General features: G+C 73.0%; 22 protein-coding genes, 2 tRNA genes and 2 pseudogenes. 16 read left to right on the top strand and 10 right to left on the bottom strand.

Annotated elements, in window-relative coordinates:
- Positions 1-105: 105 nt before the first annotated feature.
- Positions 106-666: pseudogene (locus ACFV61_RS18415) on the top strand (AAA domain-containing protein); the annotation flags it as partial.
- A 30-nt stretch (positions 667-696) separates the two neighbouring features.
- Here ACFV61_RS18415 and ACFV61_RS18420 read toward each other — a convergent pair.
- Positions 697-1,023, bottom strand: a complete 327-nt coding sequence (locus tag ACFV61_RS18420) for a hypothetical protein (protein WP_380492687.1) — start codon at positions 1,021-1,023, stop codon at positions 697-699.
- Positions 1,024-1,273: 250 nt separating this feature from the next.
- On the opposite strand from ACFV61_RS18420, the gene ACFV61_RS18425 reads away from it, so the two are divergent.
- The 3 genes from ACFV61_RS18425 to ACFV61_RS18435 all read left to right on the top strand — a co-directional run bounded on the left by ACFV61_RS18425 (position 1,274) and on the right by ACFV61_RS18435 (position 2,518).
- Positions 1,274-1,648 (top strand): hypothetical protein, encoded by a 375-nt coding sequence (locus tag ACFV61_RS18425; protein ID WP_063349289.1) that lies wholly within the window; start codon positions 1,274-1,276, stop codon positions 1,646-1,648.
- 170 nt (positions 1,649-1,818) lie between these two features.
- Positions 1,819-2,376, top strand: a complete 558-nt coding sequence (locus ACFV61_RS18430; RefSeq protein ID WP_063349288.1) for a bifunctional DNA primase/polymerase — start codon at positions 1,819-1,821, stop codon at positions 2,374-2,376.
- A gap of 68 nt (positions 2,377-2,444) precedes the next feature.
- Positions 2,445-2,518 (top strand) — tRNA-Lys (locus ACFV61_RS18435).
- 130 nt (positions 2,519-2,648) lie between these two features.
- Here ACFV61_RS18435 and pgi read toward each other — a convergent pair.
- Entirely contained in the window at positions 2,649-4,310 is a 1,662-nt protein-coding gene (gene pgi, locus ACFV61_RS18440) for a glucose-6-phosphate isomerase (protein WP_380372930.1), read from the bottom strand.
- 175 nt (positions 4,311-4,485) lie between these two features.
- The gene (locus ACFV61_RS18445; protein ID WP_167745871.1) at positions 4,486-6,069 is read right to left on the bottom strand and encodes a Na+/H+ antiporter; all 1,584 of its coding nucleotides are present in this window, start codon (positions 6,067-6,069) and stop codon (positions 4,486-4,488) included.
- A gap of 205 nt (positions 6,070-6,274) precedes the next feature.
- On the opposite strand from ACFV61_RS18445, the gene ACFV61_RS18450 reads away from it, so the two are divergent.
- The 4 genes from ACFV61_RS18450 (at position 6,275) to ACFV61_RS18465 (ending at position 9,089) form a co-directional block, all read left to right on the top strand.
- Positions 6,275-7,183 carry an NADP-dependent oxidoreductase gene (locus ACFV61_RS18450; protein WP_380492689.1) on the top strand — a complete coding sequence of 303 codons (909 nt, stop codon included), beginning with the start codon at positions 6,275-6,277 and terminating at the stop codon, positions 7,181-7,183.
- Between the two features lie 73 nt (positions 7,184-7,256).
- Positions 7,257-7,330: transfer RNA gene (locus ACFV61_RS18455), tRNA-Lys, on the top strand.
- Positions 7,331-7,482: 152 nt separating this feature from the next.
- Positions 7,483-8,454: a GlxA family transcriptional regulator gene (locus tag ACFV61_RS18460; RefSeq protein WP_380492691.1), complete on the top strand. Its 972-nt coding sequence runs from the start codon at positions 7,483-7,485 to the stop codon at positions 8,452-8,454.
- A complete protein-coding gene (locus ACFV61_RS18465; RefSeq protein ID WP_380492693.1) occupies positions 8,454-9,089 on the top strand; it encodes a DJ-1/PfpI family protein in 636 nt (211 codons plus the stop codon). The genes ACFV61_RS18460 and ACFV61_RS18465 overlap by 1 nt, the downstream gene beginning before the upstream one ends.
- A 190-nt stretch (positions 9,090-9,279) precedes the next feature.
- Here the strand turns inward: ACFV61_RS18465 and ACFV61_RS18470 are convergent, their stop codons facing one another.
- The gene (locus tag ACFV61_RS18470; protein WP_380492695.1) at positions 9,280-10,470 is read right to left on the bottom strand and encodes an MFS transporter; all 1,191 of its coding nucleotides are present in this window, start codon (positions 10,468-10,470) and stop codon (positions 9,280-9,282) included.
- A gap of 62 nt (positions 10,471-10,532) precedes the next feature.
- A complete protein-coding gene (locus ACFV61_RS18475; protein WP_380492697.1) occupies positions 10,533-12,200 on the bottom strand; it encodes a chitinase in 1,668 nt (555 codons plus the stop codon).
- Between the two features lie 234 nt (positions 12,201-12,434).
- Here ACFV61_RS18475 and ACFV61_RS18480 point away from each other — a divergent pair, with 234 nt between their 5' ends.
- Positions 12,435-15,638, top strand: a complete 3,204-nt coding sequence (locus ACFV61_RS18480) for a S41 family peptidase (RefSeq protein WP_380492698.1) — start codon at positions 12,435-12,437, stop codon at positions 15,636-15,638.
- Between the two features lie 40 nt (positions 15,639-15,678).
- Here ACFV61_RS18480 and ACFV61_RS18485 read toward each other — a convergent pair whose 3' ends face one another.
- Positions 15,679-15,912, bottom strand: coding sequence for a hypothetical protein (locus tag ACFV61_RS18485; protein ID WP_380492700.1), 234 nt, complete (start codon positions 15,910-15,912; stop codon positions 15,679-15,681).
- Between the two features lie 173 nt (positions 15,913-16,085).
- Here ACFV61_RS18485 and ACFV61_RS18490 point away from each other — a divergent pair, with 173 nt between their 5' ends.
- From ACFV61_RS18490 to ACFV61_RS18500, 3 genes and pseudogenes are all read left to right on the top strand, one after another.
- On the top strand, positions 16,086-16,892 hold the full coding sequence (locus tag ACFV61_RS18490; protein ID WP_380492702.1) for a phosphoribosyl-dephospho-CoA transferase MdcG domain-containing protein: 807 nt from the start codon (positions 16,086-16,088) through the stop codon (positions 16,890-16,892).
- 281 nt (positions 16,893-17,173) lie between these two features.
- Positions 17,174-17,649 (top strand): annotated as a pseudogene (locus tag ACFV61_RS18495) (DUF5753 domain-containing protein).
- Positions 17,532-17,774 carry a DUF397 domain-containing protein gene (locus ACFV61_RS18500; protein WP_380492710.1) on the top strand — a complete coding sequence of 81 codons (243 nt, stop codon included), beginning with the start codon at positions 17,532-17,534 and terminating at the stop codon, positions 17,772-17,774. Before ACFV61_RS18495 ends, ACFV61_RS18500 begins: the two are co-directional and overlap by 118 nt.
- 163 nt (positions 17,775-17,937) lie before the next feature.
- Here the strand turns inward: ACFV61_RS18500 and ACFV61_RS18505 are convergent, their stop codons facing one another.
- Together ACFV61_RS18505 and ACFV61_RS18510 are read right to left on the bottom strand one after the other, a co-directional pair.
- On the bottom strand, positions 17,938-19,068 hold the full coding sequence (locus tag ACFV61_RS18505) for a protein-L-isoaspartate(D-aspartate) O-methyltransferase (protein ID WP_380492703.1): 1,131 nt from the start codon (positions 19,066-19,068) through the stop codon (positions 17,938-17,940).
- On the bottom strand, positions 19,065-19,214 hold the full coding sequence (locus ACFV61_RS18510) for a hypothetical protein (protein ID WP_363370143.1): 150 nt from the start codon (positions 19,212-19,214) through the stop codon (positions 19,065-19,067). The genes ACFV61_RS18505 and ACFV61_RS18510 overlap by 4 nt, the downstream gene beginning before the upstream one ends.
- Before the next feature lie 223 nt (positions 19,215-19,437).
- Here ACFV61_RS18510 and ACFV61_RS18515 point away from each other — a divergent pair, with 223 nt between their 5' ends.
- The 4 genes from ACFV61_RS18515 to ACFV61_RS18530 all read left to right on the top strand — a co-directional run bounded on the left by ACFV61_RS18515 (position 19,438) and on the right by ACFV61_RS18530 (position 21,728).
- The gene (locus ACFV61_RS18515) at positions 19,438-19,974 is read left to right on the top strand and encodes a hypothetical protein (RefSeq protein ID WP_380335015.1); all 537 of its coding nucleotides are present in this window, start codon (positions 19,438-19,440) and stop codon (positions 19,972-19,974) included.
- A 78-nt stretch (positions 19,975-20,052) separates the two neighbouring features.
- Positions 20,053-20,541, top strand: a complete 489-nt coding sequence (locus ACFV61_RS18520) for a hypothetical protein (RefSeq protein ID WP_380335018.1) — start codon at positions 20,053-20,055, stop codon at positions 20,539-20,541.
- Between the two features lie 517 nt (positions 20,542-21,058).
- Complete coding sequence (locus tag ACFV61_RS18525) at positions 21,059-21,301, top strand: helix-turn-helix domain-containing protein (RefSeq protein WP_380492705.1); 243 nt, start codon at positions 21,059-21,061, stop codon at positions 21,299-21,301.
- The gene (locus ACFV61_RS18530) at positions 21,237-21,728 is read left to right on the top strand and encodes a hypothetical protein (protein ID WP_380492712.1); all 492 of its coding nucleotides are present in this window, start codon (positions 21,237-21,239) and stop codon (positions 21,726-21,728) included. The genes ACFV61_RS18525 and ACFV61_RS18530 overlap by 65 nt, the downstream gene beginning before the upstream one ends.
- Positions 21,729-21,930: 202 nt before the next feature.
- Here ACFV61_RS18530 and ACFV61_RS18535 read toward each other — a convergent pair whose 3' ends face one another.
- Together ACFV61_RS18535 and ACFV61_RS18540 are read right to left on the bottom strand one after the other, a co-directional pair.
- Positions 21,931-24,006, bottom strand: coding sequence for a phosphocholine-specific phospholipase C (locus tag ACFV61_RS18535; RefSeq protein WP_380492707.1), 2,076 nt, complete (start codon positions 24,004-24,006; stop codon positions 21,931-21,933).
- A gap of 207 nt (positions 24,007-24,213) precedes the next feature.
- Positions 24,214-24,873 (bottom strand): pentapeptide repeat-containing protein, encoded by a 660-nt coding sequence (locus ACFV61_RS18540; RefSeq protein WP_380492708.1) that lies wholly within the window; start codon positions 24,871-24,873, stop codon positions 24,214-24,216.
- Positions 24,874-25,137 lie beyond the last annotated feature (264 nt).

Consider the following 25,137-nt stretch of genomic DNA (forward strand, 5'->3'; position numbering starts at 1 on the left):
CACCCTCCCCCCGTGTCCCCCCCCGCCCCCCCCCCGCCCCCCGCCGGGCCCCCCCCCCCCGTCCGGCGGGGGGGGGGCGCGGGGGCCCCCCCCCCCCCCGGGCCCGCCGAGCACGGCTGGGCGCTGCTGGAGCTGCCCGCCCGGCACACCGTGCGGACCGATCCGCAGGCGGTGGCGGCCGTCGCGGCCGTCGTCCGGCGGTTGCTGGAGCGTGGACTGACCGCCCGCTCCGAACAGGGCGAGGCCTCCCTCAGCGCGGATCGGATCGCGGTCGGCACCGCCCACCGGGACCAGGCCGCGGCCGTCCGCGCGGCCCTGCTCAAGGTCGGCGTCCCGGTGGACCAGGCGGCCGGCCCGGCCGTCACGGTGGACACCGCCAACCGGCTGCAGGGCCGCGAGTACGACGTCACGGTGGTGCTGCACCCGCTCTCCGGACGGCCCGACGCGACGGCCTTCCACCTGGAGACCGGCCGGCTGTGCGTGCTCGCCTCCCGGCACCGGCACGCCTGCATCGTGGTGGCCCGGGCCGGGATCGGCGAGCTGCTGGACGAGCACCCGTCCACCGAGCCGGTCCAGCTGGGCGTCCCGGTCGCCTTTCCGGACGGCTGGGAGGCCAACCATCAGGTGCTGCACCACCTGAGCGGCCACCGGGTGCGGCTGGGCTGAGCGGCTGGGCTGAGCGACCGGGCGGGCGGATCAGGCCTTGGTCTCGGTCTCGGTCTCGCAGGCGGCGTAGGCCTGGACGGTCCCGTGCCCGGCCCGCACCGCCCAGGTGCTCGGGTCGTCGGGGTTCGGCGCGTTGACCAGGACGGCGTCGCCGGAGCCGGCGGGCCGGAAGGCGTAGCCGCCCCCGGTGAGGTGGGAGCCTTCGGGGCAGGTCGCCGTCGACCAGCCGCCCGGGCCGCTCCACGGCCCGGTCACCACGGTGGTCGTCTCGGCGGCCCCGGCCGCAGGTGCCGCGGCCGATCCGAGGGCCGGGGTGATCAGCAGGAGTCCGGCCGCGAGGCCCTTGCGTACGGGCATGGGTTCTCCCTGGGGTGGTGGATCGCTGGGACACCCGGGACAACGACGGCCCCGACGCCCCGACGCCGCCGCACGCGCCCGACCACCCGAAGGAGTAGCGCGACCCCGGCGCGTACGGGGGAATAGCGCCCGCACGCGCACCGTTCCGTTACCGGCCGCCGCCGCGCGACAATGGACGGCGGCCACGGCCGTGCGGCGCGGCCCGGAGCAGCCGCCGCCCACCCTCACCGAGACCCGGAGGTGTCCGTCCATGCCCGACTCCCACACGAAGGCGTCCGACCACGGCGGTCAGGCCGACCCCGCGCGGCGTCTGCGTCCGGTGCAGCTGCTGTTCGAGCCGCAGTCCGCCGAGCCGGAGCCGGAACGATTCTTCGATCTGGAGTCGATCGACGACCCCACGGAGCTGCTGCGCCGCTCCACCGAGCTGGCCCTGGCCTTCCGGACGGCCGCCGAGCGGGCCACCGACTTCCAGGCGGTCGCCGCCGCGCAGCTGGCGGACCCGCGCCGCTTCGACGCGCTGTCCGACGCCGAGATCGCGCAGCGGGCGGACTGGACCCCCGACTACGCGGCCAAGATGATCGAGTACGGCCGCGGGCTGCTCCAGCCCCGCCGCCACGAGGACTGAGCGCCGCCGGGCACAAGGCGCCGGAGCGCCAGGCACCCGCTGCTCCGGCGCCCCGGCATCCGCCGCTGGCATATGCGCGAGCGGGGAAGGGTACGCCGTTCCCCGTCGTCCTGTCCGGCAAACCGTGCTTTCCCTCCCGTCCGGCCCCCGGACGGCACAGGCTGCTGTCCGTGGACATCTGGACGTATCAGTCGGTGGAGTACGTCACCGTGGCCGGCGAGGCCTGGCTCGCCTCCGCCAGCGAGTACCCGCGCAGCATGCGCGCCCTCTGGGAGGCCCGGCCGTGGGCGCCCTCGGTGCTGCCCTGCGGGCGCGCCTTCGACGTGATCAGCATGCCGTCGCTGTTCGGCCGCCGGGTGCTGGACGAGCTGTGGGCCTCCGGGCCCGGCTGCGGGCCGGTCGCCTCATACCGGGGGCGGACGCTGCTGTTCGTCCAGCCCGGTGCGGGGCCCCGGCTGCGCCGGCTGCTGGCCTGGGAGGAGTGGGCCCGGGACGTGCCGCCCCTGCTGTGCCACGGCAAGGGCGACGCGGTGACCGTGCCACCGGTGCAGCGGATGGTGAACGGCCCGGACTCCCCCGGGCTGGGCTCCGGCCGGTGGATCGTCGCCCCGGAGGACCGGGAGCCGTGGCTGCCGGGCGCCTCGGTGGTGCTGTGGGCGTGCGTGCGGGCGGCCCGGGAGCCGGCCGCGGCCGTGCCGGCCGGCGCGGCGGCCGTGACCGGGGGGTGAACGGCGGACGGCCGGTATTCGATTTTGGCGCGGACCCCTGGCGCTGCTAAAGTCTTCTCTGTCAGCAGGCGCCGCTAGCTCAGTTGGTTAGAGCAGCTGACTCTTAATCAGCGGGTCCGGGGTTCGAGTCCCTGGCGGCGCACAGACAGCCGAGAGGCCCCTTGCGAAAGCGAGGGGCCTCTCGGCGTTTCCCGCGCGAACCGCGAACCGCGAACCGGCGGACAAGGAAGCAGGACCGGGCCGCCCGCCGGAGCGGACGGCCCGACCGGGGCTCAGCGGCCGCGCAGCGCGCGGTAGCGGGCGACCAGCTCGGCGGTGGAGCTGTCCAGCTGTTCCGCGCCCTCGCCGGTCAGCAGCACCGGCTCGATCCGCTTGGCAAGCACCTTGCCCAGCTCGACTCCCCACTGGTCGAAGGAGTCGATGTTCCAGATCGCGCCCTGGACGAAGACCTTGTGCTCGTAAAGCGCGACCAGCTGGCCGAGCACCGAGGGGGTCAGCTCGGCGGCCAGGATGGTGCTGGTCGGGTGGTTGCCCTGGAAGGTCTTGTGCGGGACGAGTTCGGCGGGGACGCCCTCGGCCGCCACCTCCTCCGGGGTCTTGCCGAAGGCCAGCGCCTGGGTCTGGGCGAAGAAGTTGGCCAGCAGCAGGTCGTGCTGGGCGACCAGGCCCGGGAGCAGGTCGGCGACCGGCTTGGCGAAGCCGATGAAGTCGGCCGGGATCAGCTTGGTGCCCTGGTGCAGCAGCTGGTAGTAGGCGTGCTGGCCGTTGGTGCCGGGGGTGCCCCAGACCACCGGGCCGGTCTGCCAGGTCACCGGCGAGCCGTCGCGGGTCACCGACTTGCCGTTGGACTCCATGTCCAGCTGCTGGAGGTAGGCGGTGAACTTCGACAGGTAGTGCGAGTAGGGCAGCACGGCGTGCGCCTGGGCGTCGAAGAACGCGCCGTACCAGACGCCGAGCAGGCCGAGCAGCAGCGGGACGTTCTGCTCCGGCGGCGCGGTGCGGAAGTGCTCGTCGACCAGGTGGAAGCCGTCCAGCATCTCGCGGAAGGCGTCCGGGCCGATGGCGATCATCAACGAGAGGCCGATCGCCGAGTCGAAGGAGTAGCGGCCACCGACCCAGTCCCAGAACTCGAACATGTTGTCGGTGTCGATGCCGAAGTCCCGCACGCCCTCGGCGTTGGTGGACAGCGCGACGAAGTGCTTGGCCACCGCCTCGGTGCCGGCGCCCAGCCCGGTGAGCAGCCAGTCGCGGGCCGAGACCGCGTTGGTGATGGTCTCGATGGTGGTGAAGGTCTTCGAGGCGACGATGAACAGCGTCTCGGCCGGGTCGAGGTCGCGGACCGCCTCGTGCAGGTCGGCGCCGTCCACGTTGGAGACGAAGCGGACGTCGAGGTCGCGCTTGGCGAACGAGCGGAGCACCTCGTAGGCCATCGCGGGGCCGAGGTCGGAGCCGCCGATGCCGATGTTGACGACGGTGCGGATCGGCTTGCCGGTGTGGCCGCGCCACTCGCCGCCGCGGACCCGCTCGGCGAAGCCGGCCATCTTGTCGAGGACGGCGTGCACGGCGGGCACCACGTTCTCGCCGTCGACCTCGATCACGGCACCGCGCGGGGCGCGCAGCGCGGTGTGCAGGACGGCGCGGTGCTCGGTGTTGTTGATCTTCTCGCCGCGGAACATCGCGTCCCGCAGCTCGGCGACGCCGGTGGCCGCGGCGAGTTCGCGCAGCAGCTCCAGCGTCTCGTCGGTGACCAGGTGCTTGGCGTAGTCCACGTGCAGGTCGCCGACCTGGAGGGTGTAGCGGCGGCCGCGCTCCGGGTCGGCGGCGAACAGCTCGCGCAGGTGCGTCTCGCCCAGCGCGGCCCGGTGCTTGCCGAGGGCGGCCCACTGCGGGGTGCGGTCGAGCGGGGTGCGGGCGTCGGCACGGGTCTCCGACATCGGTGGTTCCTCGATTCATCTGGGTGCAGAAACCGGCAGGGCCAGGCGGTGAGGGTCTCGCGAGGTCGTGCGGGTACTGGTGGTACGCCGACTCCGTTGACGGCCTGCCCGGGCTCAGCCTATGCAACCGCGGAGCCGGTCGCGCACATTCCGCCCGGCGGGGCCGGACAGGCCGTCACTTGCGTTCCGAGCGCAGGTCCAGCCCCCGCAGCACCTGGTCGACCAGCTCCGGGTCGGCGCCGAGTTCGCTGCGGGCGGCGAGCATCTCGCGCCGGGAGGCGGCGATCATCTCCTGTTCGACCTCCCGGGCGGCCCGCCACTGGCTGAGCCGCAGCTTGGCCTCGGCGGCCTCCTCCTCGGCGTAGTTCTCCGGGCAGAGCCGGGCCAGCCGGTCGTGCTGACGGTCCCGCAGGCGGTCGGCGACCTCGGCGGGCAACCGGTCCTGCTCCTCCAGTTCGCCCAGCCGCCTGAGCCCCGCCTTGGCGGCCCGCCACCAGAGCTGGCGCACGGCCTGCTCGTGCTTGTCCTGGTCGATGTCCAGTTCGAACCGCTTGGCCAGCCAGGGCAGGGTGAGGCCCTGCACCAGCAGGGTGAACAGCACCACGCTGAAGGCGATGAAGACCAGGCGGCCGCGCTCGGGGAACTCCTCGCCGGAGTGCAGGGTGAGCGGGATGGCGAGGGCCAGGGCGACGGTGGCCACGCCGCGCATGCCGGACCACCAGAGGATCACGCTCTCCTTCCAGCTGAACGGGGTGTCCTCGTCGTCGCCGCTGCGCAGCTTCTTCGACAGCCAGCCGGCCGGCAGCAGCCAGAGCAGCCGGACCACCACGACCACGCCGATGACCACGGCGGCGTCGCCGATGAAACCGGTCCAGCCGCGGCCGGCCTCCTTGAGCACGGTGGCCAGCTCCAGGCCGATCAGGCCGAAGGCGACGCCGGTGATCAGGATCTCGACGACCTCCCAGAAGGCGTTGCCGACCAGCCGGAAGGAGACGGCGTCGGCGTCGGAGGCCCGCTCGGCGAGGTAGAGCGCGCAGACCACGACGGCGAGCACGCCGGAGCCGTGGATCTCCTCGGCGATGGCGTAGGCAGCGAAGGGCACCAGCAGGTTGAGCGCGACCTGCTGGGTCGGGTCGTCCAGGCGCTCGGCGAGCTTGGTGTTGACCCAGCCGAGGGCGATGCCGACGACCACGGCGAGCACCGCGGACAGGATGAAGCGCAGCACCGCGTGGCCGACCGAGAAGTCGCCGCTGACCACGGCCTCGATGGCCAGCGAGTAGACGACGATCGCGGTGACGTCGTTGAACAGGCCCTCGCTCTCCAGGATCGACACCAGGCGCCGGGGCAGGCCGACGCTGCCGGCCACCGCGACGGCGGCCACCGGGTCGGGCGGGGAGACCAGCGCGCCGACCGCGATCGCGGCGGCGACCGGCAGGGCGGGCAGCAGCCAGTGCACCGCCCCGGCCACCGCGGCCGTGGTGACCACCACCAGGGCGACGGCCAGCAGCAGGATCGAGCGGACGTTGGCCTTGAAGTAGCGCACCGAGGAGCGCCGGGCGACCGCGAAGATCAGCGGCGGCAGCACCAGCGGGAGGATCAGCTCGGGTTCGATGGTGACGTCCGGGATCTGCGGGACGAGCGCCATGACGATGCCGAGCAGGGTCATCAGGACCGGTTGCGGGACTCCGGTCTTGCGTGCGAGCGGCATGGTCACCACGGAGGCGAGCAGCACCAGGAAGAACAGGGGCAGCTGGCCCACGGAAACGTTCCTCTCGACAACGGACGGCTGAGCGCCGCCCAGGATAAATCTGACAATGCGCCCATCGGCGAAGACGCGCCGAACAGCGGGCCGAACATCGGGCCGAACAGTGGCTTGACCTCAAGTGGACTTCAGGTCCGAGGATCGGGGGCGGTCGAACAGTCAAGCAGTCGAATGTCGAACATTCGAGAGGGCGGGAGCAGACATGAAGGCGGTCACCGTGACGCGGTCCGGCGGTCCGGAGGTCCTGCGGGTCACCGAGGTGCCCGACCCGGAACCCGGGCCGGGCGAGGTGCGGGTGCGGGTCTTCGCCGCCGGGGTGCAGCCTGTCGACCTCGCGATCCGGGAGGGCTTCCGCCCGCCGGGGGCCGTCGTCGAGCCGCCGTTCGTCCTCGGCAACGAGTTCGCCGGAGTGGTGGACCGGCTCGGACCGGACGGCTCCGACTGGCAGGTCGGCGACGAGGTGCTGGGCTTCCGCTTCCTGGACAGCCAGGCCGAGCTCGTCACGGTGGACGCCGCCCAGCTGGTGGCCAAGCCCGCCGGCATGCCCTGGGAGCAGGCCGGCTCGCTCTCCGCCTCCGGCCAGACCGCGCACCTGGCGCTCACCCTGCTCGCGGTCGGCCCCGGCGACACCGTGCTGGTGCACGGCGCCTCCGGCGGGGTCGGCACCGTCGCCGTCCAGCTCGCCCGGGCCTGGGGCGCCACCGTGATCGGCACCGCGAGCGAGCGCAACCACGACTACCTGCGCGACCTGGGCGCGATCCCGGTCACGTACGGCGAGGGGCTGGTCGAGCGGGTCCGGGCGGTGGCGCCGCAGGGCGTGGACGCCGCCTTCGACGCCGCCGGGCGGGGCGCGCTGGCGGCCTCCGTCGAGCTGGTCTCCGACCGGAGCCGGATCGGTACCGTGGTCGACTACCCGGAGGCCGAGCGGCTGGGCGTCCGAGGGCTGCGGGGGCCGCGCACGGCCGCGCGGCTGACCGAGCTGGTGCGGCTGTGGGAGGCGGGCGGGCTGCGGCTGGAGATCGCCGAGGCGCTGCCGCTGGAGCGGGCCGCCGAGGCCCACCGGCTGGTCGGCGCGGGGCACGTCCGGGGCAAGGTGGTCCTGGTGCCGTGACGCTGCGCACGCAGCCGCCCGGGCCGATTGTGTGTTTCGGCTGCTGACCAGGTAATGTTCTCCGCGTCAGCAGGCGCCGCTAGCTCAGTTGGTTAGAGCAGCTGACTCTTAATCAGCGGGTCCGGGGTTCGAGTCCCTGGCGGCGCACAGACAGCCGGAAGGCCCTTCGCGAGAGCGAGGGGCCTTCCGGCGTTTCCGCGTTCCCCGCCGCCATCCCCACCGGCATCCCCACCGACGGTGGCAGGAAAGGTGGGAAACGGGTCATTGCTGCCACTGCGACCCGGTGACAGGCTGGTCGCATGAGAGCGCGCAGCGTGGTCGTCGTCCTCTACGAGGGCGTGCAGAGCCTCGACGTGACCGGTCCCGTGGAGGTCTTCACGGGGGCGGGCGCGGCCGCCGGGCAGCCGGGGGCGTACCGGGTGACCACCGCCTCCCCGGGCGGCGGGCCGGTGCGCAGCCACAGCGGGCTGCGGCTGCTGCCAGACACGAACCTGGCCGAGGTCGGGCCGGTGCACACCCTGCTGGTCCCCGGCGGGCTGGGCAGCGATCTCCCGAACGGTGCGCTGGTCGCCCGGATCCGGGAGCTGGCCGGCCGGGCCGAGCGTGTGGTGTCGGTGTGCACCGGGGCCTTCCTGCTCGCCGAGGCCGGGCTGCTGGCCGGGCGCCGGGCGACCACGCACTGGGCGTACTGCGAGGCGCTGGCCCGGCGGTTCCCGGACGTCGAGGTGGACCCGGACCCGATCCACGTCCGGGACGGGAACGTCGCCACCTCGGCCGGGGTCACCGCCGGGATCGACCTCGCGCTGGCCCTGGTCGAGGAGGACCTGGGACGCGACGCCGCCCTGCTGATCGCCCGCCATCTGGTGGTCTTCCTGCGCAGGCCGGGCAACCAGGCCCAGTTCAGCACCCAGCTGGCCGCCCAGGTGGCGGCCCGGCAGCCGCTGCGCGAGGTGCAGCGGTGGATCGCCGAGCACCCGGAGGCCGACCTGTCCGTCGAGGCGCTGGCCCGCCGGTCGGCGCTGTCACCACGGCACTTCGCCCGGGCCTTCGCCACCGAGGTGGGGGTGACCCCGGGCCGGTACGTGGACGGGGTCCGGCTGGAGGCCGCCCGGCGGCTGCTGGAGGACACCGCCGACGGCATCGAGGAGATCGCGCGCTCCTGCGGCTACGGCACCCCGGAGGCGATGCGGCGCGCCTTCGTCCGGTCCCTGGCCGCCTCGCCCGCCGAGTACCGACGCCGCTTCCGACCCGATCCTGCTGGAGGACACTGATGCGCATCGCCGTTCTGCTCTACGACGAGTTCACCGCCCTGGACGCCGTCGGCCCCTGCGAGGTGCTGTCCCGCATCCCCGGCGCCGAGGTGGTGTTCACCGCCGCGAAGCGCGGCCCGGTCCGCACCGACATGAAGACCCTGTCGCTGACCGCAGAGGCCTCCCTGGACGAGGTGGACGCGGCCGACGTGCTGCTCGTCCCGGGCGGGCCCGGGACGGAGGCCCGGCTGGCCGACCAGGCCGTGCTGGAGTGGATTCGCGCGGTGGACGCCACCACCACCTGGACCACCTCGGTCTGCTCGGGCTCCCTGCTGCTGGGCGCCGCCGGACTGCTGGCGGGGCGCCGGGCCACCTCGCACTGGTGCTGCCTCGACGCGCTGAAGAAGTTCGGGGCGGAGCCGACCGGGACGGAGCGGGTCGTGGTCGACGGCAAGTACGCGACCGCGGCCGGGGTCTCGGCCGGGATCGACCTCGCACTGACGCTGACCGGACTGATGGCCGGGGACGCGACCGCGGAGGCGATCCAGCTGGTCATCGAGTACGACCCGCAGCCGCCGTACTCGGCGGGCTCGATCGCGACGGCCCGGCCCGAGCTGGTCGCCGAACTGCTGGCCAACGGGCTGCAGCTGCGCTAGGTCCTGTCCGGTCGATCTTGGCGGATCAGCCCGCGGCGTTGGGCGCCCGGCTGGGCGTGCGCCCGGATCGTCCTCGTACTGGGCGTACTTGGGCGATTCGGGCGTGCGTCCAGGCGGGATGCGTAATGGGGGTACCTCCCGGCCGAAGGCTGGGGGAGTCGCGGGCCCGGCAAGATCGGCCGGACAGGGCCTAACGGCGCTCGGCCGGGAAGCCGTGGCGGCGGGCGGCGGTGGCCACCGCCAGGACGGGCAGCATCAGGGCGAGCACCGTCCAGGGCAGGGCGTCGGTGCCCAGGCGGCCCAGCACCAGGCCGCCGACCACGCCGCCGCCCGCCATCGCGGCGTTCCACAGGGTGACCAGCACCGCCTGGGCGGCGTCCGCCCGCTCGCCGCCCGCGTCGCCGACGGCGGTCTGCAGCAGGGTCGGGGCGCCGCCCCAGCCCAGGCCCCAGAGCGCGGCGGCGGTGTACACCAGCGGTGTGCTGTGCGACCAGAGGCCGAGCAGGCCCGCGGTCAGGGCGACCAGCAGCGCGCCGCCGATCGTCAACTGCCGTAGCCGGCGGTGGATGTGGGCACCGGTGAACCAGATGCTCGCCAGCGAGGCCAGGCCGAAGACCAGCAGCACGGTGTCGGTCGCGTCGCCGAGGCCGGTCCGGTCGAGGAAGGGCGCGATGTAGGTGAACAGGATGGTGTGGGCGAGCACGAAGAGCACCGTCACGGTGAGCACCGGCGCCACCCCGGGCACGGTGAGCGCGCTCCGCACCGGGGCGCGCTCACCGGCGGGTTGTCCGGGCTGGTCCGGCAGCAGGGCCGCGATCCAGCCGATCACGCCGAGCGCCAGTGCCGTCATGGCCAGGAAGGGCACCCACCAGGCGAGCGCCTGGCCGAGGAAGGTGCCGACCGGCACTCCCAGCGACAACGCCACCGGTACGCCCGCCATCGCCACGGCCATGGCCCGGCCCTGCTGTTCGACCGGTACCAGCCGGCGCGCGTACCCGGCCAGCAGCGCCCAGGCGAGGCCGGCCGCGACGCCCGCGAGGAAGCGGGCGGCCAGGGTGAGCGGGTAGTTCGTGGAGGCCGCGGTGACGGTGTTGGCGGCGGCGAAGCCGGCCATCGCGGTGAGCAGCAGCCGCTTGCGGCCCCAGCCGGCGGTGGCCGCGGTGAGCGGGATCGCGGTGGCGGCGGTCCCGAGCGCGTAGACGGTGACGGTCTGCCCGGCGGCCGACTCGCTGACGCCGAGGGCCCCGCTCATCCCGGGCAGCACGCCGGCGGGCAGGGTCTCGGTGAGCGCGGTGACGAAGACGGCGGTGGCCAGGGCGAGCAGGGCGGGCAGCGGGAAACCGTTGCGGATTGCGGGAGTCGGGAGCTGTGTGGTCGCCATGGGAACCATGCTCGATCCTCACACTGATGTCAGGTTCAAGCACGGTTCCCACCGGCGTCACCTCAGCGGCGGAAGTAGCCGTCGAAGTTCTTGGAGAACTCCCGGCCGCCGAACTGGTCCCAGTTGACGGACCAGGTCATCAGCCCGCGCAGGTTCGGCTGGGCGCCCGAACGCGGCACGTACGAACCGCAGTTGGCCAGCCTGGTGAGGCAGTCCAGGGCCTTGTTCACCTCGGCCGGGGCGACGTAGCCGTTGCCGGCGTTGGTGGTGGCCGGCATGCCGATGGCCACCTTGGAGGCGGGCAGCGGCGGGAACATGTTGTTCGTGTTGCCCGCCACCGGGAAGCCGTTGAGCAGCAGGTCGGTCATCGCGACGTGGAAGTCGGCGCCGCCCATCGAGTGGTACTGGTTGTCCAGGCCCATGATGGAGCCGGAGTTGTAGTCCTGGACGTGCAGCAGGGTGAGGTCGTCGCGCAGCGCGTAGATGACCGGCAGGTACGCCCCGGCGCGCGGGTCCTGGCCGCCCCAGGGGCCGGAACCGTAGTACTGGTAGCCGAGTTGGACGAAGAAGGTCTCCGGCGCCATGGTCAGCACGAAGCCCGGACCGTACTTGGCCTTGAGGGTCTTCAGCGCGGAGATCAGGTTGACGATGACCGGGCTGGTCGGGTTCTTGAAGTCGGTGTCACCGGTGTTGAGGGAGAGCGAGTGCCCCTCGAAGTCGATGTCCAGGCCGTCCAGGCCCCACTTGTCGATGATCGCCGAGACCGAGCTGACGAAGGTGTCGCGGGCGGCGGTGGTGGTCAGCTGGACCTGGCCGTTCTGGCCGCCGATCGAGATCAGCACCTTCTTGCCCTGGGCCCGCTTGGCGGCGATGGCGGCCTTGAAGTCGGCGTCGGACTCCACGGTCGGGCAGTCGGTGACGGAGCAGCGGTTGAACCGGATGTCGCCGGAGGTGACGGAGGTGGGCTCGCCGAAGGAGAGGTCGATGAAGTCCCAGGAGTTCGGGACGTCGGCCATCCGGGTGTAGCCGGCGCCGTTGGCGAAGCTGGCGTGCAGATAGCCGACCAGGGCGTGGCTGCCGGGCGGCGGCGGGGTGGTCGGGGTGCCGGTGGGGGTGCCCGTCGGCGTCCCGGTCGGCGTTCCCGTCGGCGTCCCGGTGGGGGTACCGGTGGGCGTCGGCGTCGGGCTGGGGGCGCCCGGCCCGTCCAGCGAGACGTCGTCCGCGTAGTAGGTGCCCTGGCCGTACCAGCCGTGGGTGTAGACGGTGGCGCTGGTCTGGGTGGCGCCGGTGGTGAAGCTGACGCTGAGCTTCTGGTAGCCGCCGCCGGTACCGGGGGTCCAGGTGCTGGGGCCGCCGCCGTCGACGCCCAGGTAGACGTACGAGCCGTTGACGTACGCGCTGAGCGTGTAGGTGGTGCTGGGGGCGACGGTGACGGTCTGGCCGCACTGGGCGGTGTCGCCCGCGGTGGCCGCGGCGGCGAGGGCGTAGCCGCCGCCGTGCACCGGGCTGGTGATGACGCTGCCGGAGTTGCCGGTGCAGCTCCAGGGGCCGAGCGAGCCGGATTCGAAGCCGCCGTTGACCAGGAACTCGCCGGCCGAGGCGGCGGGCGCCAGGCCCAGGGTGACGCCGACCAGGGTGGCCGCGGCGACGGCGGAGGCGGTGCCGGCGGCGAGCAGGGTGCGGGACTGCTTCCGGCGGGCGGGGGCGGGTGCGGGTGTGGTTCTGCGCATGCGGGGGCTCCTGCGATGGCGCGGTCGTGGGGGACGTCCGAGGGCACGCCGGAGCACGCGCCAGTGGGGGGGAACGGCCCGGCCTGGCACCCAAGTTGGACTAGACCACTGAAGTGGATTCGGCACTGCGGTGTCAATGGTCCAGACCGGTCCGCGACCTACGCGCCGGCCGCCCGGCAGCCCCGACGGGCCGCCCCGGTTGCCGGGGGTGACACCCCGTCGAAGGATGGAGGGGTGACCCCGCCCGGCTACCTCCGCTACCCCCACCTGCACGGCGGGCTGCTCGCCTTCACCGCCGAGGACGACGTCTGGATCGCCCCGCTGGACGCCGACGGCGCCACCGGCCGGGCCTGGCGGGTCAGCTGCGACCGCACCCGGGTCAGCCACCCCCGCTTCTCCCCCGACGGCCGCACCCTCGCGTGGACCAGCTGGCTGAACCTGACCCCCGAGGTGTGGACCGCCCCCGTCGAGGGCGGCGAGGCCGAACGGCTCAGCCACTGGGGCAGCCAGGACACCCGGGTGCGCGGCTGGCTGCCGGACGGCGAAGTATTGGCCGTCACCTCCTACCACGAGCCGTTCGGCCACTACACCTGGGCGCACGCCCTGCCGCCCGACGGCTCCCCCGGCCACCGGATGCCCTGGGGCCCCGTCGGCGACGCCCAGATGAGCCGCGAACGCACCGTGCTGCTCACCGGCGCCGCCCCGCACGAACCCGCCGCCTGGAAGCGCTACCGGGGCGGCGCCACCGGCCGGCTCTGGGCGGACGGCGAACAGATCCTCGCCGACCACCCCGGCCACCTCGCCTCACCCATGCCCGTCGCCGGGCGGATCGCCTTCCTCTCCGACCACGAGGGCATCGGCAACGTCTACTCCTGCCGCCCCGACGGCACCGACCTGCGCCGGCACACCGACCACGCCTCCTACTACGCCCGCGAGGCCGCCACCGACGGCACCCGGATCGTCTACCAGCACGCCGGCGACCTCTGGCTGCTGGACAGCCTGGACGCCCCCGCCCCCCGCCGGCTCGCCGTCCCGCTCGGCGGCGCCCGGGCCGGCCGCCGCCCGTACCAGGTCGGCGCCGCCGCCCAGGTCAAGGACCTGGCCTGCGACCAGAGCGGCCGGGCCGGGGTGATCACCGTGCGCGGCAGCCAGTACTGGCTCACCCACAAGGACGGCCCGGCCCGCGCGCTCGCCGACACCCCCGGGGTGCGGACCCGGCTGCCGGTGATCCTCGGACACACCGGCGAGGCCGCCTGGATCACCGACGCCGAGGGCGCCGACGCGATCGAGGTGATGCCGCTGCCAGGGCACGAGGAGACCGAGAAGCACCGCCACCGGGTGCTCGCCGCCGACCGGATCGGCCGCGTCCTGGAACTCACCGCCTCCCCCGACGGCGCCCACCTCGCCGTCGCCGCCTCCGACGGGCGGCTGCTGCTGGTCGCCGCCGACGACGGCGCCGTCCGCGAACTCGCCGCCTCCGGCTACGGGCCGGTCTCCAGCGCCCGCTTCTCCCCCGACTCGCACTGGATCGCCTGGTCCCAGCCGGTGGCCGGGCGCTCGCTGCGCCGGATCCGGCTCACCCGCACCGAAGCGCCCGGGCCGGTCACCGAAGTCACCGACGGCCGCTTCGAGGACGAGCAGCCGGTGTTCACCCGGGACGGCCGCTACCTGGCCTTCCTGTCCTGGCGCGGCTTCGACCCCGTCCACGACGTACACACCGGCGACCTCTCCTTCCCGCTCGGCTGCCGCCCCTACCTCGTCCCGCTCACCGCCGACACGCCGTCCCCGTTCGCCGCGCCCGCCGAGGACGGCGCCCCGCGCGGCGACGGCGGCGGCGACGGCACCGTCCTCGTCGACCCGCAGGGCATCGGCGAGCGACTGCTCCAGTTCCCGGTGATCGCCTCCAAGTACTCGGCCACCGACGCGGTGCGCGGCGGCCTGATCTGGCTGCGCTGGCCGATCTCCGGCACCCTCGGACAGACCTTCGCCAGCCCCGACGACACCTCCGGCCGCCCCTCGCTGGAGTACTTCGACCTCGCCCGGGGCACCCGCACCACCCTGGTCGACAAGCTGGACGGCTACGCCGTCTCCGGGGACGGCGGCTCCATCGCGGTCTACTCGGCCGGGACCCTGCGGATCGTCCCGGTCACCGGCGGCGCCGGCAGCACCGTCGACCTGCGACGGATCACCCACACCGTGCACCCCGCCGCCGAATGGCGCCAGGCCTACCACGAGGCCTCCCGGATCGTCCGGGACCAGTTCTGGGACGAACGGATGTCCGGCCTGGACTGGCCCGCCCTGACCGCCCAGTACGAGCCGCTGCTGGAACGGGTCTGCTCACCCGACGACTTCGCCGACCTGCTGCGCGAACTCCTCGGCGAACTCGGCACCTCGCACGCCTACGTCACCCCGTCCCGGCGCGCCGAAGGCCCCTCGCTCGGCCAGCAGCCGCTCGGCCTGCTCGGCGCCAACGCCCACCGCTCCCCCGACGGGCGCTGGCTGGTCGAACGGGTGCTGCCCGGCGAGACCTCCGACCCCCGCGCCCGCGCCCCGCTCGCCGCCCAGGGCGTCCGGGACGGCGACGAACTGCTCGCCGTCGGCGGCCGCCCGGTGGACCCGGTGCGCGGCCCGCTGCCGCTGCTGGCCGGCACCGGCGGCACCACCGTCGAACTGGCCCTGCGCGGCAGCCCCGACGGCCCGGTACGGCGGATCACCGTCACCCCGCTGACCGACGAACGGGCCGTCCGCTACCAGGACTGGGTGGCCAAACGCCGCCTCCTGGTCCGGGAGTTCAGCGACGGCCGGTGCGGCTACCTGCACATCCCGGACCTCGGCGGCTCCGGCTGGGCACAGTTCAACCGCGACCTGCGGCGCGAACTGGACAAGCCCGCACTCGTCCTGGACGTGCGCGGCAACGCCGGCGGCAACGTCTCCGAACTCGTCCTGGAAAAACTCACCCGGCACGTCCTCGCCTGGGACTTCGGCCGGGACCGCCAGCCGGTCCGCTGGCCCCGGCACGCACTGCGCGGCCCGCTCGTGGCGCTCGCCGACGAGGCGACCAGCTCTGACGGCGACGTGGTCATCGCGGCGATCAAACTGCTCGGCCTCGGCCCCGTCGTCGGCAACCGGACCTGGGGCGGGGTCGTCGGGATGACCGGGCGGCACACCCTCGGCGACGGCACCCGGATCTCGGTGCCCAAGAACGCCTCCTGGTTCGAAGGCGGACTCGGCTGGTCGGTGGAGAACCGCGGCGTCGAACCGGACGTGCACGTGCTGCGCACCCCGCGCGACTGGGCCCGCGGGCGCCACCCCGAGCTGGTCGCCGCCGTCCAGCTCGCGCTGGACCTGCTGGAGGACGCGCCCGCCGCGGCGCCCCCGCCGGAGGACACCCCCCGGCCGGACCTGCGGCGCCCGCCGCTGCCGCCGCGGGCGCGGTGACGGGGGCTGGAGGTTCTAGGGTGCTGAGACTCCTGGGGTTTCAGCCCCAGGGGTCGCCCTCGGCCGTCATGTTCTCGGCCGCGCGCCGGTCGGCCTCCTCCTGGGCGGCACGGGCACGCCGCTCCGACTCGCGGGCCTCCTGGGTCTCGCGGGCCCGCTCGATCTCCGGGCTGTACGCGTCCGCGGCCTCGTCGTGGGCGATGGCGGCACGCTCGGCGGCGTCCTGCCCGGTCGCCTCGTGCGCCTTGTGGCGGAACCTGTCGAAGATGCCCATGACTCCTCCTCCGAACGGATACCGGGCTTCCCCCACTCTCACACCGGGCACCCGGAGCCGCACGTTGAGCCTTTGGTCCCTGGTGAACGCGCCCAACGGCCGTGGCGCGGAGGCGGCCGCCCGGCGCAGATTGGAGCCGTCGGCCGAACTGACGCCACCGTCTGGAGCCCACCGTGACCGTCGCACCTTCCGCCCGCCAAGCCCGGCGCACCGCCGAGGACCCCCACGACGGGCCGCGCCGGCGGGTCGGGCCGCTGGCCGCGCTGGACGGGCGACTGCCCGGCGCCCACGACCTGCTGCTGATGCAGTGCCCCAGTTCGCTGCACCCGCTGGCGGGCGGCGAGCTGCCGGACTGGGCGCGGGCCGTGCTGCGCGTGCACCCGTGGGTGACGGTCGGCCGGGCCCCCTCCCTGGTCGGCACCCCGGCGGACGTCCCACACCCGCAACGCTGCACCCGGGACCCGGAGGCCGCGCCCGAACAGTGGATCCCGGTGATCGTGCGCGGCCCCCGCCCCGGGCAGCGGCTGGACGCCCTGGCGCCCTGGGCCGCAGTCGCCCGGACACTGCGCCCCGAGCAGCTGGCCGGGCGGTGCGGGCGGCTGGACCCCGAACGGGTCGCCGGAATCCCGGCGCTGGCCCTGCTGCCGGCGGTCGGCCGGATCGTCGCGGACCACCGGCTGTCCTGGGGCCCGATCGGCGCGGTCGGCTACGAACTGGGCACCGGCGTACCGGTCGCCGGGCCGCTCAGCCCGCTGCGACTGGTCCTGCGCACCCCGCACCCGATCAGCCGCCGGGACGCCCTGCAACTGCGGCGGGCGCTCAGCAGACTGCCGGTCCCGGTCCAGGCCGAACTGGAGACCCGCTACGGCTCGGTCCAGCTCGCCGAGTACGCGGCCTCGCCGTACACCCTCACCCTGCTGACACCGGACGGGCCCCGGGAGGTCCGCGACCCGTGGTTCCCACGCGGCCCGTTCGTCTGAGCTGTCCGCCACATCAGTTGGGCCGGTTGGGCGGCCGCGACGCCGCCGGGATGCGGAGTCCGGCCATCGCCCCGAACGGCTGGTTCGCCCGGTAGCCCGCCGACCAGGCGACGCCCCACCGGGCGCAGTTCGGGCAGTTCCACGTCCGTCCGGCCGCGTTGGCGTCGTTGAGCAGATCGACCGGGGCCGCAGCAGTCCGGTGCGGGACAGGCGGGAGGGGCGGTCATCGGCGGCGGTCCCGGCCGAGTCACCGCCGGGTGGCCCGCCGGACGAGGGGCATCGTGCCGGGGCTGCTTCAGACGTTGGACTACGCGCGAGCCATCGCGGCGGGGGCAGTCCGCCGAGGCAGCATCGCGCAGGACCAAGCCGAGGAGCGGGTCGCCTACCTTGCGCGCCGACAGGCGAACTTGCGCCGGGAGCCCCTCCACTGATCCACGCCGTTCTGGATGAGAGCCGCATCCGACGGCCGGTCGGCGGAAAGTCCATCATGGCTGCCCAGCCCGACGAGCTTGCAGCCTTCGTCCGGACGCCCAACACCGTTCTCCAGGTGGCTCCGTACGCCATAGGCGAGGAACGAGCGTTCGACCTCCCGGTCAACATCATCACCCTTCCGGACCGATCGCTGATGTCCTACGCCGAATCAGCGCAGCAAGGGCACCTGGAACGGGACAGCGGCGCAGTACCGCCGATCCTCAGTGGTTCAAGTCTTCGTACAGCAGCAACGGAGGCGACTGCATCGAGGTCGCAGGGAACCTGATCGCGTCCGACACCGTCCCCGTCCGAGACAGCAAGGACACCGACGGCCCGACCCTCCTCTTCCCGACCGAGGCCTGGCAGTCCTTCGTCTCCGCCGTCCGCATTGGCGAGTTCGGCACCGTCTGACAACCGGTCCGAGCATCAGGGTCAGATCGGCAGGTTCCAGCCCGGCCCGTCCACACTTCCTCCCGACGTACTCACGAGTCGGATCCCTCCTCCCGTTAGTCGGCGATGGCACGGGCAATCGCCGAAGCGGTGTCGACACCCTGCCGGGGCGCATTGGTCGAGGTCAGATCGCCTGGGCCGGGTCGTCCAGCCAGGCGTGCCAGCCGTCGGGGGTGACGGTGAGTCCGAGCCGGTCGACACCGGGCCGGCCCGCCTCCTGCCACCAGGCGAGAACCTGCTCGAACTCCTCCCACAGCCGCCGGCCACCGTACTGGCGCACCTGGTGCGCGGTGTCGCCGTCGCGACAGGTCGCGGCGGCCCACGCCGGGGTGGTGAGGGAGTACAGCCACAGGGTGCGGGATCCGTCGTCGTGCGGCTGGACGGCGTGTGTCACGTCCCGCAGGCGCAGTCCGGCGGCGAGCGGGAAGGGGTCGAACTTGCCGTGCGGCGGCGGGGTGGCGGTGGTGAGGTGTTCGACGACCGTGCCGCCGCTGGCCGGGCTCTCGGGGCGGACGAGGCGCTGGGAGCGCATCTTCATGAACTCGACCGGCTGGAGGAACGGGCCCGTGGCGGTGCCGTCGCCGGCGACGGTGAGGCGGACTAGGGCGTCGGCGTTGGAGTAGTGGGTGCCGAACGGGGCGAGGATGATGCCGCCGGGCCGGGTCTGCTCGACCCAGGCGTAGGGAACCTCGCGCAGGCCGTAGGTCGCGATGGTCCGGTCGTACGGGCCACCAGGCTTCCAGCCGAACCGGCCGTCGCCGCAGACCGTGGTGGGGCGGCGGCCGACGCGCTCCAGGGCTGTGCGAGCCCGTGCGGCGATCTGCGGGTCGATCTCGACGGTGACGACGTTCGCGTCGCCGAGGCGGTGGCCGAGCAGCGCGGCGTTCCAGCCGGTGCCGGTGCCCTGCTCGATCACGCGCATCCCGGCCTCGATCTGGAGGTCGTCGAGCATGGAGGCGACCAGGGACGGCATGGAGGCGGAGCTGGTCGGCACCGTGCCCGGCTCCAGGCCTTGGTGCTGACCGTCGTCCCACTGCGTGACGATCGGGATGTCCGCAGCGGCGGCCTGGAGCCAGCCGGGCTCGTCCGCGGCACGGTCGACGGGGCGGCTGGTACCGGTGGCCAGGTCGTGCGCCCACACCAGGTCTGGGAGGAACAGAGAACGCGGGACGGCCTCGAAGGCCGACACCCAATCGGCGGCGACGGGGAAGGGCCGCCCGTCCGAGCGGCCCTTCTGCTCAGGTTCGAGCGTCACTTGCGGCGCCCGCCGTCGCCGGGCGGCGTGGTGCCGTCGGGGGTCGGCGGATCCGGCGGCGGTGTCCAGGGCGTCCCGGGGTGCCCGTCACCACCGTCCCCGCCGCCACCACCGTGCTCTCCACCGTCATGTGCAACCGACTCCATCACCGGCTCCTCTCCAAGGAATGGCTGCCGCGCCACGGGCCCAGGACCGGGATGCCCCGGCCCCCGTCCACGACGCGGCATCGACGACGTCATTTACCGTTCCGTCGGCCAGACGAGCCCGTCAAGGGCGCGTGGAAGCACATGCCCACTCCCGGCGCCGGCCGTTGTTCCGGGATTCACCAATCGCCTTCCACCACCTGGTGGTTGGATGCACGATCGGTCGATGGACTTCTACACCACGGGCATGCCCAAGGTCAGCAGGGTGCGGGACTTCCCCTCGCTGTCCGACCCGACGGTCACCATCATGACGATCAGCGAGCACGGCTACGTGAGCCAGTACACCGGAAACGGTGAGCGCAAGCGCGGCCTGATCAGCAGCCACACACTGCGCCCGGGCGACCTGGTGCTGGCCATTCTGCCGACCATCCCGGCGACGGTGGCCGTGGTGGACGACCGGAAGGCGTTCTGCGAGGAGTTCGGCGCCAAGGCCACCGAGGTCACGACGCTGGACGTGGAAGCCGCCCTGGCGCGGGCCTGGCGGGCCTGCGCGGAGACCGGCTGCCCACAATGCGGGGTAGAGGCGTGGCAGTACTGCCGCAACGAGATCAAGGGCGCGATGTACGCCTTCAGGTTCCACCGCGGCCGCCAGGACGCCGCCGGAGTACGCGCGATCCTCAAGCCGGTGGGCCTGCCCGACAAGCACTGGCAGAACGGTGTCGGCCGCTGGGAGTGGGACGAACGCCTCCTGCGGCAGAGCTGAAGTGCCCGTCGCCCCACGCCGCGCGCCACCGCTGGCCACGCCTCCGAGATCTCAACAGTCCGCAACGAAAGGAAATCGATGAGTACCCTTCCTGAACCCGACACCACCGCCGACGATCTGAGCCCCGAGCGCAGGCAGGACCTCCTGGAGCTCGCCGAGTTCATCGGACTCGACGATGCCGCCGAAGGCCTGCGCGGCGACATGCGCACCGAGCGAATCCTCCCCCGGCTGAAGCGCGCGCTCGACCTGATCGGTCTGCCCATCAGCACCGGCCCCGACACGCCCGGCGTCGTCGTCACTCTGTTGGGAACGGCCGCCGCAAGCTGGCAGGCCGGATCCGTCGCGGTCGAGTGGAGGCCCAGCGCTGCCCTCATCACCCTGGACGACGAGGCCGACGCCGGCGACCCCGTCGACCACTTCACCAGGTCCGTCTACGAGACCCTCGACACCGCTCTCGCCGCCACCCTGCGCAAGGCCGGACTGCACGTCCTCATCGACTCCCAGTTCGGCGGCGTCATCATCGCGGACACCAGGCCCGTGGACCATCTCAACTCCTTGGGACTCTGACCGAGAACAGGCCAGTCCGGCCGCCTGGAGGTGCGATGGAAACCTCGTCCTTGGACTCGCTCTACCAGCGGGTTCGAGGAGCTCCGTCATGTCCCAGCTGCTGCAAGGTCCCTGAGGGAACCTCGCTCTTTCCACGGACGACGCTCACTTCCGCAGCCGTCTCCACCCCGTGACGGGCTCGCTGTGCGAGTACTTCCTATACGAGTGCCTGCCCGGCTCGCGTGGGTGACTCTCGCCGAGATCCCCGGGTACGTGCCGTACGGGCTCTTCGAGCCGGTACAGAAGTACCTGGACAACGCGCTCAAGGGCTGACGGACCTCAATGGAGCGGCGCTGCGGGCTGTTACTCAGATCAAGACACACGACGAGGCCCCACTGCCTGGCGGGTAGTGGGGCCTCCGTTCTGCTCGGCAAGGGTGACCGCCGGATGCCGACGCCGGGCGCGTCCGGCTCCTCGATCTGCTTGGGGCTGTGGCGAGTTGTCCGGTCGGGGGGTAGGCTCCGGCAGCACTTGGTGGGTGGGTGAACGGCCAAGAGCGGAGGCGGGTTTGACGTCCTTCGGGCGCACGTTGCGGCTGCTGCGCCGGCGGGCGGGCATGTCCCAGCCGAGGCTGGCGGCGACGGTGTTCGTGTCCCAGCCGACCGTCAGTCGGTTCGAGTCGGTTCGAGTCGGGCGACCGGATGCCGGATCCGGCGATGGCCCGGTTGATCGATGGGGCGCTGGGGGCGGGAGGCGCGCTGTCCGGCCTGATTCCGGCTGATCCTGATCGGGCCGGCTTCCAGGCCCGCAGGCCGGGTCTGGTGGACCGGGCGATGATCGTCGAGGCGGAGTCGGGGCTGGTCCAGTTGCGGAAGCTGGAGGACATCTCCTCCTCCGCGGATGTGACTCCGATGGTGGCGGCGCGGGCCGAGTTGGCCGTCCAGGCGGCCAAGGACGCGCCGTACGCCCTGCGGGCTCCGGCGATCGGTGCGGCCGCCATGGGGACCGCGTACCTCGGCTGGTGCCACTTCGTGGCCGGGCGGTATGCGGCGGCGGAGCAGGCGCTGGACCGCGCGGCGGCGCAGCAGAAGGCGGACAGTACCGAGATCGACGTCCTCCGTGCGGCCCGCAGCCCGGGCGCGCGACCGGCGCCGTGCTGTTCACGTGTTCCCATGGACGTTTCCCCGATCCTCCCCGCGCGGCCCTGACGCTTGAGCGGGGAATAGTCCGGAACTTCAGGCGCGATACCTTCTGCGCCTTGGGCTCACGGTAGGCAGGATCCCGGACGGCCATAAGGTCGGCAGGCGGATCGGAATACTATTCCGCGCCGATTCCGCGCCGAGTTGACGACCGATCAGAGGCGGGTGGAGGCCCCGCCACCCGAGGGAGCGGGTAGCGGGGCCTGGGGCGTCAGCCGGTGATGCTGGGGGTGCCCGTTTCCAGGTGGCCGGTGAAGCGCTGGGACCAGGTGCTGTCGGCGTCGACCGTCACCGTGAAGTCGTACCAGCCGTTGTTGTAGGCCGCGGCGTTGAAGAAATCGGTGACGTTGCCGCCGGCGGGGACCTGGTACGTCCAGGGGCCGTCCGTGCGGTAGTTGTTCGACGCGATCGTGAAGGTCATGGGCGTCGCACCGGAGTTGGCGAGCTTGAAGTAGACGGCGAGCTTGCCGGTGCCCGGCTCGACCGCGTACGACGCCGTGACGGCCGCGTTCTTGCCGGCCTTGGTGGCGTCGCCCTTGAAGCGGCGCAGGAAGCGGTTGGGGCCGACGACGGTCAGGTCGTAGGGGCCGCCGCCGAAGTTGGTGCCGCAGTTGAAGAAGTCGCTGGTGGTGCCGCCCGGGTCGACGGTGTACTGCCAGGGGCCGCCGCTGCGGTAGGCGTTGGCGTAGGCGGCGAAGTGGGCGGACTTCGCCGCCGCCGTGCCCCCGTTGTCCATCGCGATCCAGACCTTCATGACCCCGCCGGAGCCGAACTCCAGGTGGTCCAGGTTGGCGTTCGGCTGGTACGGCAGGGCGCGGGCCGGCCGGGTGCCGGTCTCCTGGATCGGGAGCTGGTTGTTGACCGGGGCCGGGTTGGGCAGCGGGCCGCACGCCGACAGGCCGATGGTCTGCGAGGTGTCGGGCAGCCCGGGCAGGCCGTAGACCGGGTTGGCGAAGTCGAACGCGCTGGTCAGGTCGCCGCAGACGCGTCGGCGCCAGTCGCTGATGTTCCGGCATTGCGCGGGCGTGCCGAGGGCGGCGGTCCAGGTCTCCAGGAAGCGCAGCACGGAGGTGTGGTCGAAGGTCTCGGAGTTGACCCAGCCGCCGCGGGTCCAGGGCGAGACGGCGATCATCGGGACGCGGAAGCCGAGGCCGATGTTGGTGCCGTTGTAGAACTCGCCCGGGGTGCCGGCCGGGGCGGCCGGCGGCGGGACGTGGTCGAAGAAGCCGTCGTTCTCGTCGTAGTTGATGAACAGGACGGACGAGTTGAAGACGTTCGGGTCGGCGTTCAGCGCGTCGATCACCAGGTGGACGAAGTGCGCGCCGTCGGCGGGGGTGGCGTACGGGTGTTCGGAGGAGGCCTGGTCGGGGACGATCCAGGAGACCTGCGGGAGGGTGCCGTTCAGCACGTCGGCCTTGATCGCGGCGGCGATGTCGTCCGGGGTCCTGCCGGTGGCCTTGGGCACCGAGCCCATGCCCTTGACGGCCAGCGGGCTGCCGGCCGGGGCGCCGGAGAACTGGGTGAAGTACGCGAGGGCGTTGTCGCCGTAGTTGTCGGCGGCGTTCTGGTAGACCTTCCAGCTGACGCCGGCGCTCTCCAGTGCCTCCGCGTAGGTCTGCCAGCGCAGGCCCTTCTCGTCACCGCCGTCGTACGCGGGGCCGCCGGCGCTGCCGGCCGGGTCGATCTGGCTGGACCAGTGGTAGGTGCGGTTGGGGCCGGTCGCGCTGAGCACGGAGCAGTGGTAGGCGTCGCAGATGGTCCAGTTCTCGGCCAGCGCGTAGTGGAACGGGATGTCCTGGCGGGTGAGGAAGCCGAGGGTGCGGACGTTGCCCTTGGCGGCGACCCAGGAGTCCATCTTGCCGCTGTTCCAGGCCTTGTGCTGATCGCTCCAGCCGTGGCTGAGGTCCCCATTGCATTGGGCGAGGCGCTCGGGGTCGGCGCCGCCGGCCGGCTTGGTCTGGCTGAACTGCCACGGGTACTGGCGGCCGAGCAGGCCGTTGGGCTGGTTGAAGACGCTGTAGCCGCCGGCTATCTGGATGGCGCTGCGGTCGGCGAAGCCGCGCACCCCGCGCAGGGTGCCGAAGTAGTGGTCGAAGCTGCGGTTCTCCTGCATCAGGATCACCACGTGCTGCACGTCGTTGATGGTGCCGGTCTGTTGGAGCGTGGCGGTGGAGGCCACCGCGGGTGCGCCGGGGGCGGCCCCTGCGGCGCTGGTGCCGGCCACGGCGAGTCCCGCCGCGGCGGCACCGGACAGCGTGACGAACTTCCTACGACTCAGCTCGGCCATCAGCCCGGCCCGTCCCTTCACTGGCGATCTGGCGATGTTGTGTACACAAGTCGGGGCTCATCGATCGCGCAGCATCTTCCACCCCGGCCGGAGGCGCCCACCAGATGCGCGCGGCAGGGTTGGCGGACTGTTCGTCCGGGTGTCACCGAGCGACGCCGGGCTGAACGGGCGGCGGAAACGGCGGGGAGGGACGGAGCGGGCGGCTGGTCAGCGGTCCTTGACCTCGATTCCCAGCGCCTGGGCGAACTGCGGTGCCAGCTCCAGCAGTTGGGTGGAGCTGATGACCGCGCCGCGCAGCCCCTGGTGGCCGTCCGCGAGGCCCAGCCGGGCGGCCCCGCGCAGGTCGGTCTTCTTCAGGGTGGCGCCGCGCAGCCGGACCTCCTCCAGCGTGGAGCCGGGGAAGGACACCTCGGTCAGCTTGGCCTCGCCGAAGTCCACGTCGCGCAGCAGGCAGTCCTCGAACACGACGTCCCGCAGCACGGCCGCCCGCAGGTTGACCGCCTCCAGCTTGCAGCCGCGGAACACCACCCGGCGCAGCGCCGAACCGTATCCGGCGACCCCGGCCAGCACGCCGCCGACGAAGGCGCTGTCCTGCCACTCGGTGTCGCTCAGGTCGCAGGCCACCCAGCGGCCGGCCTGCACCCAGACCTCGTTGAACCGGGCCTGGCGCAGCTTGACCCCGCTGAGCGCGACCCCGGTGAAGGCGCATTCCAGGAACGCCGCCCCGGCCGCCGACTCGTCGGTGTGCTCGCCGCCGTCGAAGTGCGTGGTGTCGTACCGCTCGTCGCTGCGCAGCCGCCCGGCGTGGGGGCGGAGCAGGTCCGCGTACGGCAGGTCGGCGAGCTGGTCGGGGGCGGAACGCGGCATGGCGGTGGCACCTCACGGTCGGGGGCGAACGGGTCTCGCCCGCATGCTCGCACGCGGCACCGACAACGGTCGGGACGACGACCCGCCGGACGACCACCCGCCGAAGGGCGACGACCTCCAGACGACGGCGCCCCGGCCCGGCCCGAGCGGGCTGCGGCCGGGCGGGGGCGCCAGGCGGTCGATCAGCCGCGCGCCCCCAGGGAGTTGTCGCGGCTGCGCTCGGTGGCCGTGGGGTTCTGGGTCTTTTACACATAAGTACCAGCC

The organism is Kitasatospora sp. NPDC059817 (genome assembly GCF_042731835.1).
Classification (GTDB): domain Bacteria; phylum Actinomycetota; class Actinomycetes; order Streptomycetales; family Streptomycetaceae; genus Kitasatospora.